Below are 10,255 nucleotides of genomic sequence, written 5' to 3'. Positions count from 1 at the left end.
CTGGAATCAGATGGTGGAGCTTTTTGAAGAAAGCCATGAGGGCGTGAAAGTAAACATGACTATCAGCCCTACAATTGGAGATATCATCCGTCCACAGATTGTAGCTGGAAATGCACCTGATTTTATCTGTCTTAACGATGGTGGTGAGGATGGTGTAATCCTTTCCCTGATCAAAGATCATGCACTTCTCAACCTGGATGATGTTTTTGACGGAGAAAATTATGCTGGAACCGGTACCCTTCGCGATGATATTACAGATGGGATCCTTTCCAGTACAAAGTGTGCACCATACGGAGATGATGAGATCTATCTGGCACCATTCAACAGTGGTCCGCAGGGTCTGATTTACAACAAAACATTCTTTGATGAGAATAATCTGGAAGTGCCGAAGACCTGGGATGAGTTCTTTGCACTTGGTGATAAGGTAAAAGATATTGACGGACGTGCACTTTTCACATATCAGGGAATTTATCCGGGATACATGGAAGAAATGCTCTGGCCGGCAATTGCAAATGAGTGCGGCGAAGAAGCACTTACTAAGATTGCCAATTACGAAGAAGGTTCCTTTAATAATGAGGGTGTGTTAAAGGCTTTAAGTCATATTAAAGAGATTGCAGATAAAGGCTATCTGTTAGAGGGCACTGTTGGTATGAACCATACAGAGTCTCAGACAGAGATGATGCTTGGAAAAGCTGCATTTATCACAAACGGAACCTGGATGGAAAATGAGATGCAGGATGCGCCAAGAGAAGATGGATTTGAATTTGCAATGGCTACGATCCCGACCGAGAACGCAGACGATGTGCACTATGTATTTGACAGCTGCGAGCAGTTTTCCATTCCGGCAGCTGCCAAGAATCCAGAACTTGCAAAAGAATTTCTTCGTTTCCTGTATAGTGATGAATCTGTATCTGCTTTTGCAGAAGCTTCCGGTGCCCTCTATGCTACCAAGAGTGCCCGTGAAGTAGCAAAAGATAAGCTGTCTACTGCAATCTACAACATGTACGGAATCTACGAAGAGGCAACTGCCTCCTCCCTGATTATGAGCTTCGCAGCAGTTCCGGCTGACTGCAAGGTTAACCCGAAAGATGAGATATTTAATCCGATTACATCTGTTATGAATGATGAAATGACAGTGGAAGAGTGGGCACAGAATGTGGAAGATGCTTTTGCACAGGTTCGTGCTGATATGGAAGCTGCCAACTAAACTTCATATACCAGCCGGATAAAAACGGTAAAGCATGGAAAGGCTGCTACACAGTGTATGCTATGCAGCAGCCTTTTGTAACCCTGAACAGATATATCGCCAATCGGTGATGTCATCCACATTTATTAAATACTTTAAATTTAAAGAGGTGAACAAGCGTGGTAAAGAAGCCCAGATTATTTATAGCCCTGTGTACGCTTCCTGCATTGATTTTAACCATTGTTTTTATGATTGTGCCTATGGTAAATGCCATTTATCTGTCTTTTACCAGTTCCACTGCACTTAGCGTAGGCTTTAACAGCAAATTTGTATTTTTGGATAATTACAAGTATATGTTCCAGGATAAGGATTTTCTTCAGGCACTGTTTAATACTCTTAAGCTGATGCTGGTAATCCCGGCTGTGACCATATTTCTAAGTCTTGTATTTGCATTTATCCTTACTCAGGGACAGCTCAAGGAAAAGTCATTTTACCGGACCGTATTCTTTTTCCCAAGTATTGTTTCCATGACTGTAGTTGGTATTGTGTGGTCTTTTGTGTTTAATCCCACAAGAGGAATTCTGAATCATATGCTGGATCTGTTCCATCTCTCCACTTGGAAACACGCATGGCTTGGAGAGGGAAAAACGGCTCTCTGGTGTATCGGTGCAGCCCTGGTGTGGCAGGCTATTGGTTATTATATGGTTATGCATGTGGCTTCCATTGACGGGATTTCCCAGGAGGTTTATGAAGCTGCTTCCATTGACGGTGCAACAGGAGTGCAGAAGTTCTTTAGGATTACCATTCCTCTGCTTCGCAGATCCATTGGAACGACCTATATACTTTCCCTGTCTGGTACTATCAATTTAAGTTTTACTCTGTCCAACGTTATGACAGGCGGTGGACCAAACGGTGCTTCCAGTGTGCTTTTACAGTATATGTATACGCAGGGTATGCGAAACGCTAATTTTGGATATGCCATGGCAATCGCCATGTTTACCCTGATTCTTGCAATTGTGCTTGCAATGATTTCTAAAAAAGTATCATCTGAAAAAGAATAGGAGGGAGACTGATGAAAACTGTAAGAACCTGGTGTATCAGAATCCTGATGATTCTGTTTACCGTTATCTTTTTGTACCCGCTTTTCTGGAACCTGATGTCTGCGTTTAAGACAAATGCAGAATATTTGACAGATCCCTATGCATTGCCCACAGCTTTGAATTTGGATAATTTTGTGGCAGCATGGCAGAAAGCAAATATCGCCGCTTATTTTGGAAATTCCATATTTGTGACTGTGTTTTCCACTGTATTGCTATTGCTTCTGGTTATTCCCATTTCTTATGTACTGGCAAGATACCGTTTTGCGGGCAGCAAACTGATCTCTGCCATTTATATGGCATGTATTTTTCTGCAGGCTACCTACATTATGATTCCTTTGTTTCTGGAATTACAGGCTGTGAATGGATTAAATAACCTGCCGGTACTATGCCTTGTTTATGCAGTTATGCAGTTTCCTTTTTGTATCTTTACTTTACAGGGCTTTATGTCTGCAGTACCCAGAGATTACGAGGAATCTGCAAGAATTGACGGTGCTACTAATATCCAACTGCTATCAAGAGTTATGGTGCCTCTTGCAAAACCCGGAATTGCGACCATTACGATGTTAAGTGCCATGGGCTTCTGGAATGAATATCCATTGGCACTTGTTCTTCTCACGGAAGATGCAAAGAAAACTCTTCCCATCGGAATGGCAAACTTGTTTGAAGTGCAGAAATATGCCACGGACTGGGGTGCACTGTTTGCAGGACTTGTAATTATTATGATTCCAACAATCATTATTTATCTGATTGGACAAAGATATCTGCTTCAGGGAATTGGTGCAGGCGGGTTAAAAGGGTAAAATGAAAGGGGAAATAAAATGCCAACTGATCAGGAATTAATCAAAATAGTTCCCTCCAGCCGCCAGCTTGCCTATCAGGCAACAGAGTTTTATGCGTTCTTTCATTTTGGAATGAATACATATACCAATCGTGAGTGGGGAGATGGAACAGAAACACCACAAATTTTTAATCCTACAGAGTTTGTTGCAGACCAGTGGGTGTCTGCAGCACAAAATGCAGGTATGAAAGGGGTAATTCTTACCTGTAAACATCATGATGGTTTCTGCCTGTGGCCGACCAGATATACCAGCCATAGCGTTGTCTCCAGTCCATGGAAAAATGGAAGGGGAGATGTGGTCTGGGAAGTGTCTGAAGCATGCCGTCGTTATGGGATGAAATTTGGAATTTATCTTTCACCATGGGATCGCAACAAGCCTTGTTACGGAAGCGGAAAAGAATATGATGATTACTATCTGGCACAGCTGACTGAGCTTCTCACCGGTTATGGAGATATTTTTAGTGTCTGGCTAGATGGTGCCTGCGGAGAAGGACCAAATGGAAAAAAACAGCTATATGACTGGAAACGCTATTATGAATGTGTCAGAAAATATCAGCCAGACGCATGTATCTGTGTGTGTGGGCCGGATATCAGGTGGTGCGGAAATGAAGCTGGCGATGTAAGAAAATCTGAGTGGAGTGTTGTTCCTGCACGTACAGCACTTGCAGAGAGTGTACAGGAAAGAAGCCAGCAGACCGATGATAAGGAATTTAGAATGCGCCGGATCACCAGCGACATGGAAGATCTTGGAAGCAGAAGAGCGCTTGAAGGTGAAACGAATCTGATCTGGTATCCGGCAGAAGTAAATACTTCTATAAGACCTGGATGGTTTTATCATCCAGAAGAAGATGATCAGGTGAAAAGTCTGGAGGAGCTGATCTATATCTATATTGGGGCTGTTGGAGGAAATGCAACCTTTTTGTTAAATATTCCACCTATGCCAAACGGGCTTCTTCATGAAAATGATGTTAAACGTCTGGAAGAATTTGGAAGTTGGAAAAAGAAATCTTTTACTCATAATTTAATGAGTACAGCACATATTTTTTCAGAAAATGAAGATCCGACGCATCCGGTTTCTGATTTGACAGATGATACTTCAGAAACCTGGTTTCAGCCTGAAAGCAGCGAACTGCCAGTAGAAATAACCATTTGTCTGGACGGTTCATACAACTTAGGGTATCTGGTATTAAAAGAGGCTGTCTGCTATAGTCAGAGAGTGGAAAAATTTGAGATATTTGTTAAAGAGGGGGAAATATGGAACAGTATTTACACAGGAACAGTAATTGGTTATAAGAAGATCATTTCTGTTAAGGGGCAAAAAGCCCAGAAAGTGAAAATTGTTTTACATGATTTCCGTGTACTTCCGCTGCTCTCATTTGTTGGAATTTATCCTGAAAGTCTTTAATAGGGAAAGCATTCTTTCTCATAATATCTTAAGGTAGAAACAAGAAGATATTATTAGAAAACCATTGAACCTGCTTGAAAGAGAGAACATTCAAAGCAAAATTGCCAATTGGTTTGGAATAGATTTTTCCAAACTGTAGATTATTTTTATAAGTAATCTTGGAACTAATGCAGGAGTCATGGTGCAAATGGACAATGTTCGCAGAAAGCACTTGTCTTTTAGAAAGGCTCGTATTAAAATGCTTGTCAGTGATCAGGTTGCAGAAACTTGCGATGCCTGCGACCGGACGGAGGACCTAAGGGTCCTCCGTTTTTCTATATACGCAGATTTTTATAGCGATAGAAAAAGCATTAAAACCGATAAAACTATTTTTGAACTATGAAGAATAGATTAGAAATCTCATTGCGCGAAAAGGGATGATTATTGTTGACCGTGAGTTCACTGCGTCTAAATTAAAAGATATCAGTTATTTTGCCCTGATAGATGGGTACAAAAATCTGTTTTACAATCCCATGAGTTAGAAACGATTTTTGACCATAACACAGTTAAAATTAATCAAAAAATCAATCGCAAATTTTTACGATTGCATTGACAGTGATTCTCCTTATCTATATATTATTGCAGTAGGAACAACTTATTAAGTACTCGGAAATAACTAACTTGGTAATAAAATTTTTACTGGAGGTTATCAGAAATGACAGAAAGAGAAAAAATGATAAGTGGAGAGTTATATGATCCAACGGATAAAGAATTGGAACAATTTTTAATTTCACCTGCTTGGATGTATGTGAAGTACATATAGGAGATAATGTGATGATTGGTCCAAATGTCACATTGGCAACTCCCATGCACCCATTTTTACCTGAAGAACGTAATAGCAGAAAAAGAGAAGATGGAAGCTTTTATAATCTTGAATAGGCGAAACCAATTACTATAAAAGATAATTGCTGGCTGGCATCCAATGTGGTTGTTTGTGGTGGTGTTACCATAGGAGAGGGATGTGTAATAGGAGCAGGAAGTGTTGTGACAAGGGATATTCCTCCATATAGTCTGGCTGCTGGAAATCCATGCCGGGTTATTCGCAAAATAACTGAAAAAGATCATATGAAATAAGATAATACAATCAATAAAGGGGATGCCGGTTAATACCACTTTTCGGCATCCCCTTTTTGCCCAAATAATTAAGTATTCCAATATCCGATATGGCAGAAATATTTCTGGGACAGATTGTATTCCGGAGAAAAATGAAAGGTTAGTTTTAACTGGTTGTATTACGGCGAATCAATATTGGAGTAATCTGTTTATGGACAGGCTTTTCCAGTGGTTTAGGGGAACGTTTTTTTTGTTCTTCCATCTGTTGAACCAGAAGCTCCATGGCAGTTTGTGCAATAATATCAATCTGCTGACCAACGGTTGTGATTGAGAGAATTGCCTCACTGGCAATGGGAGAATTATCAAATCCTATGATTTCATAGAAAGAGGGTAATTCTCGGTATTTCTGGAAAATCAGGTTAAGAAACATGTTTGCATAAGTATCGTTGGAAAGGAAAATACCTTTTTTTTGATTGGGATATTTCTCTTCTATTCTTGTAAAAATGCGTCTTATTTCATTTAAAATTTCCTGATAAGAATTACCGCTTACACTTAGATCAATATCATAAGGAACCTGATATTCTTCACAGGTTTCCTTAAATGCGCGAATACGGTCGTAAGCAGGAACTGTTTTCTCAACATTGACATTGATGTGGATCAGTATATCACATTTATCACGGATCAGCAGAGTGGTAGCCTGAAGCGCACCCATATAGTTGTCAGTGGTAACACTGCTGATATATTCCGCTTCACGTTCAATGGCAACGATGGGAATCTGATAGGAGGATAATTGTTTTGATGACAGCGTATGACTTAAAACAATGAGACCTTCAATCTGATAGGATAGGAGCTCTTCAATATATTGCTGTTCTTCTTCAGCCCCATGTTCACTGCTAAAGACGAGAAATTTGTAGTGATAATCACTGTAGCTGGACAGCAGTTGTGTCAGCATTTCAGAATAATAATGCAGATAAAGATTCGGAATAATGATTCCGATAAATTCACTTTTTCCATTCGCCAGAACTTTTGCAAGTTTATTTTTTTTATATCCAAGGGTATCAAGGGCCTGAGAAATTTTTTCCTGATTTTCAAGTGTAAGGGAATCAGGATGATTGAAATATCTTGATATTGTAGTTTTTGAAAAATGGGTATATGCTGCAATATCTGCAAATGTCACCTGTTTTTTTGACATGAAACTTATTCTCCTTATAAATAAATGCAAATATTTTTTTAAGTATAGCAATTATTATACAAAAAGGCAATATTAAAATAACCGATTACGTAACCGGTTATTTTAATGAAGAAAAGTGTTGACAGAGAGTGTGTGATGTAGTAACATCAGATTATAAAGTAACCGGTTACTTAACCGGTTTCGTGAACAATGTATGAAAGGAATGGAGGAAAAAGTGCATGAAAACAGTGCAGAACCAAGCAAAGCCCGTAAGCAAGCAGACGTGGAGAAATAAGGTTACGTATGTGAAGAAAAACTGGCAGTTATATCTTTTTTTCTTAATGCCGGGACTTTTACTGACAATCATTTTTAAGTATCTCCCGATGGGAGGGCTTTTGATTGCGTTTGAAGATTATAATGTAATCAAGGGAGTACTTGGAAGTCCATGGGTTGGACTTGAATATTTCAGACGTTTTTTATCATCACCGGATTTTATGAACTATCTGATGAATACATTAAAGCTGAGTATCTATGGATTATTATGGGGATTTCCGGTTCCGATTATTCTGGCATTACTTATGAATCGTATTCAAAAAACAGGGATCAAGAAAAAAGTACAGCTTCTGATCTATATGCCGAATTTTATATCTGTAATAGTACTTTGTGGTATGGTTCGTATGCTGTTATCACCGGTAGGACCTTTGAACAGGCTGCTTGGGATTAGCACAAACTGGATGACAATGCCATCTGCTTTCCGTACTATTTATATAGCAAGTGGAATCTGGCAGACTGCAGGCTGGGCATCTATTATGTATACTGCAGCATTATCTAATGCGAGCAAAGAGTTGGAAGAAGCGGCAGTTATGGATGGTGCAAACCTTTTGCAGCAGATCTGGTACGTGGAGCTTCCGGCGATTAAGAACATTATTGTAATTCAGTTTATCCTGCAGGCAGGAAATATTATGAGCATTGGATTTGAGAAGGCATATGCATTGCAGACAGATATGAACCTGCCGGCATCAGAAATTTTATCTACATATGTATATCGCATCGGTCTTTTGAACGGTGATTATGGTTATTCTACGGCAGTAGGTCTGTTTAATTCAGTTGTAAATGTAATTCTGTTGATTTTTGTAAACTGGGTTGTAAAGAAGCTGAATGATGGAGAGGGATTATAGGAGGAAGAGAAGATGGAGAAAAAGAAGAGAAAATATTCAAGGACAGATCGTCTGATCCTTGGAATTGGATTCACGATTCTTGGACTGTTTGTACTTTCTATTGCGATTCCAATTATATATGTAGTGCTTGCATCTTTTATGGATCCTACTGTTTTGAATAATCAGGGACTGAGCTCTGATATTAAGGACTGGACTTTGGATGCTTATAGAAGAGTACTGGAGAATGAGATGATCTGGCGCGGATTTTTGAATTCTTTTCTGTATTCATTTGTATTTACAGTGATCTCAGTTTTTGTAACATTACTGGCAGCCTTTCCTCTGTCTAAAAAAGAATTTGTGGGAAGAAAATTTTTTAATCTGATTTTTCTGATCACAATGTTTTTTGGGGGAGGAATGATTCCAACATTTATTTTGATCAATCAGCTGCATATGGTAAATACAGTATGGGCGGTTTTGATTCCGGGAGCATTTAACGTTTGGAATATGATTCTTGCAAGAACTTATTATCAGTCAATTCCGGCAGAATTAAGAGAAGCATCTGCAATTGACGGTGCTAATGAAATTCAGCATTTTTTCAAAATTATGATGCCGGTATGTAAACCGATCATTGCAGTACTGGCACTGTGGTCATTTGTCGGAATGTGGAATAGCTACTTTGATGCGATGATTTATCTGAACGATGCAAATCTTCAGCCACTGCAGCTGGTACTGCGTTCAATCCTGGTGCAGAATACTCCACAGCCGGGAATGATTGCAGATATCCAAAGCACAGCAGAGATGGCAAAGGTAGCAGAACAGTTGAAATATGCAACAATTGTAGTATCAAGTTTACCACTTTTAGTGATGTATCCATTTTTCCAGAAATATTTTGATAAAGGAATTATGGTTGGCTCGGTAAAAGGCTAAAGAAAGGAATGATACAGATATGAAGAAAAACAGAGTAAGAAGTTTGCTTGCACTTGGACTTTCTTTAACAATGATGGTAAGTATAATGGGGTGTGGAAAACAGCAGAGGCTTGATGCTGAGATTAATCCGGATACACCGGTATCGGATGTACAGTTTCCATTGAAAGAAACAGAGGAGCTTTCTTTTATTACCAGTGCACCGGCCACTTCAACACAGGATCCAAATAAAAGAGTGATTTTCCAGAGAATGGAAGAACAGACAAATGTTCATATCGACTGGACCTGCTTTGTATCAGATCAGTTTTCAGATAAAAAGAATCTGGCGTTGGCTCAGTTTGGAAATCTGCCGGATGGACTGTTTAATGCAGGCATGAGTGATTATGATCTGTTGCGTTATGCAAAGCAGGGAATAATTATTCCGCTGGAAAATCTGATTGACAAATATATGCCAAACCTTCAGGCTGTGTTTGAAAAATACCCGGAATACAGAACCATGTGTACAGCACCGGATGGACATATTTACTCTTTTCCGTGGATTGAACAGCTTGGTTCCGGAAAAGAAGCAATTCAGGCCATTGGAGATATTCCTTATATTAATAAGAAATGGCTTGATTATCTTGGTCTTGAGATTCCAACCACAACAGATGAACTGGAGCAGGTACTGATTCAATTTCGAGATCATGCAGATGATCTGAAACAAGAGTTTTCCATTGAAGGTGATGTAATACCGATGTCATTTATTATCAATAACGGAGATCAGGATCCTTCAATCTTAATAAATGGATTCGGAGATGGTTATGGGGACACAGGAGATCATTTTGCTGTAACAGATGAAGGTAAGGTGATTTATACAACGGTTCAGGAAGGATACAAAGAAGGTATCAAATGGCTGCATAAACTTGTGACAGAGAATCTGATCGATCCGGAAGCATTTACACAGGAATGGTCTACTTATGTTGCAAAAGGAAAGAATCACCGTTATGGACTTTGCTTCACATGGGATATTGCTAATATAGACAACAATACGGATTATGTGATGCTTCCGGCACTGACCGGACCGGATGGAATGAGAAATATCACCAGACAGAACAACAGTGAGACCAGCGGTTTTGACAGAGGAAGATGTGTGCTTACTACCAGCTGCCGTAACACGGCACTTGCTGCCGCATGGATCGATCAGATGTATGCACCCCTTCAGTCTCCGCAAAATAACTGGGGAACCTATGGAGAGAAGGATTCCTTTAATATTTTTGAGCTGTCTGTAAACAAAGATGGCGAAAAAATGTTAAAGCATATGGACTTAGGAGATCAGTCACCGGTGGAAGTACGTGAAGCGCAATCTGTAAATGGTCCTCTCGCTATATTAAATGAATATTATG

10 protein-coding genes and 1 pseudogene are annotated in these 10,255 nt (G+C 39.5%); 10 read left to right on the top strand and 1 reads right to left on the bottom strand.

What is annotated here, in order from left to right; translation table 11 throughout:
• The 7 genes and pseudogenes from AC075L_RS20685 to AC075L_RS20655 all read left to right on the top strand — a co-directional run.
• Positions 1-1,207 (top strand): carbohydrate ABC transporter substrate-binding protein (locus tag AC075L_RS20685; protein ID WP_476388117.1); only part of this gene is annotated, 1,207 nt, incomplete at its 5' end.
• A gap of 158 nt (positions 1,208-1,365) precedes the next feature.
• Positions 1,366-2,247 carry a carbohydrate ABC transporter permease gene (locus AC075L_RS20680; protein ID WP_022380662.1) on the top strand — a complete coding sequence of 294 codons (882 nt, stop codon included), beginning with the start codon at positions 1,366-1,368 and terminating at the stop codon, positions 2,245-2,247.
• An 11-nt stretch (positions 2,248-2,258) separates the two neighbouring features.
• The gene (locus AC075L_RS20675) at positions 2,259-3,086 is read left to right on the top strand and encodes a carbohydrate ABC transporter permease (RefSeq protein ID WP_022380663.1); all 828 of its coding nucleotides are present in this window, start codon (positions 2,259-2,261) and stop codon (positions 3,084-3,086) included.
• Between the two features lie 18 nt (positions 3,087-3,104).
• Positions 3,105-4,529 carry an alpha-L-fucosidase gene (locus AC075L_RS20670; protein ID WP_025580031.1) on the top strand — a complete coding sequence of 475 codons (1,425 nt, stop codon included), beginning with the start codon at positions 3,105-3,107 and terminating at the stop codon, positions 4,527-4,529.
• 37 nt (positions 4,530-4,566) lie between these two features.
• Positions 4,567-4,665, top strand: a pseudogene (locus AC075L_RS20665) (LysR family transcriptional regulator); the annotation flags it as partial.
• A 558-nt stretch (positions 4,666-5,223) separates the two neighbouring features.
• A complete protein-coding gene (locus AC075L_RS20660) occupies positions 5,224-5,331 on the top strand; it encodes a maltose acetyltransferase domain-containing protein (RefSeq protein WP_173698679.1) in 108 nt (35 codons plus the stop codon).
• Positions 5,332-5,492: 161 nt separating this feature from the next.
• The gene (locus AC075L_RS20655; RefSeq protein ID WP_330380683.1) at positions 5,493-5,642 is read left to right on the top strand and encodes an LbetaH domain-containing protein; all 150 of its coding nucleotides are present in this window, start codon (positions 5,493-5,495) and stop codon (positions 5,640-5,642) included.
• Positions 5,643-5,787: 145 nt separating this feature from the next.
• On the opposite strand, the gene AC075L_RS20650 is transcribed toward AC075L_RS20655, so the two are convergent.
• A complete protein-coding gene (locus AC075L_RS20650; RefSeq protein ID WP_476388116.1) occupies positions 5,788-6,813 on the bottom strand; it encodes a LacI family DNA-binding transcriptional regulator in 1,026 nt (341 codons plus the stop codon).
• Between the two features lie 218 nt (positions 6,814-7,031).
• Between AC075L_RS20650 and AC075L_RS20645 the strand changes: the two genes are divergently transcribed.
• The 3 genes from AC075L_RS20645 to AC075L_RS20635 all read left to right on the top strand — a co-directional run.
• Positions 7,032-7,970: an ABC transporter permease gene (locus AC075L_RS20645; RefSeq protein WP_008706704.1), complete on the top strand. Its 939-nt coding sequence runs from the start codon at positions 7,032-7,034 to the stop codon at positions 7,968-7,970.
• A 12-nt stretch (positions 7,971-7,982) separates the two neighbouring features.
• The gene (locus tag AC075L_RS20640) at positions 7,983-8,876 is read left to right on the top strand and encodes a carbohydrate ABC transporter permease (protein ID WP_022380668.1); all 894 of its coding nucleotides are present in this window, start codon (positions 7,983-7,985) and stop codon (positions 8,874-8,876) included.
• A gap of 19 nt (positions 8,877-8,895) precedes the next feature.
• Positions 8,896-10,255 (top strand): type 2 periplasmic-binding domain-containing protein (locus AC075L_RS20635; protein ID WP_476388115.1); only part of this gene is annotated, 1,360 nt, incomplete at its 3' end.

This window comes from Blautia sp. ZXY-1-B12 (assembly GCF_056339915.1).
Note: the sequence above shows the minus strand (reverse complement) of the source record. Positions and strands in the feature narration are given on the sequence as shown.

Coding starts and splice junctions, on each gene's coding strand:
- AC075L_RS20670 (WP_025580031.1), top strand. CDS start 3,105: ATGCCAACTGATCAGGAATTAATCAAAATAGTTCCCTCCAGCCGCCAG.
- AC075L_RS20645 (WP_008706704.1), top strand. CDS start 7,032: ATGAAAACAGTGCAGAACCAAGCAAAGCCCGTAAGCAAGCAGACGTGG.
- AC075L_RS20675 (WP_022380663.1), top strand. CDS start 2,259: ATGAAAACTGTAAGAACCTGGTGTATCAGAATCCTGATGATTCTGTTT.
- AC075L_RS20650 (WP_476388116.1), bottom strand. CDS start 6,813: ATGTCAAAAAAACAGGTGACATTTGCAGATATTGCAGCATATACCCAT.
- AC075L_RS20640 (WP_022380668.1), top strand. CDS start 7,983: ATGGAGAAAAAGAAGAGAAAATATTCAAGGACAGATCGTCTGATCCTT.
- AC075L_RS20660 (WP_173698679.1), top strand. CDS start 5,224: ATGACAGAAAGAGAAAAAATGATAAGTGGAGAGTTATATGATCCAACG.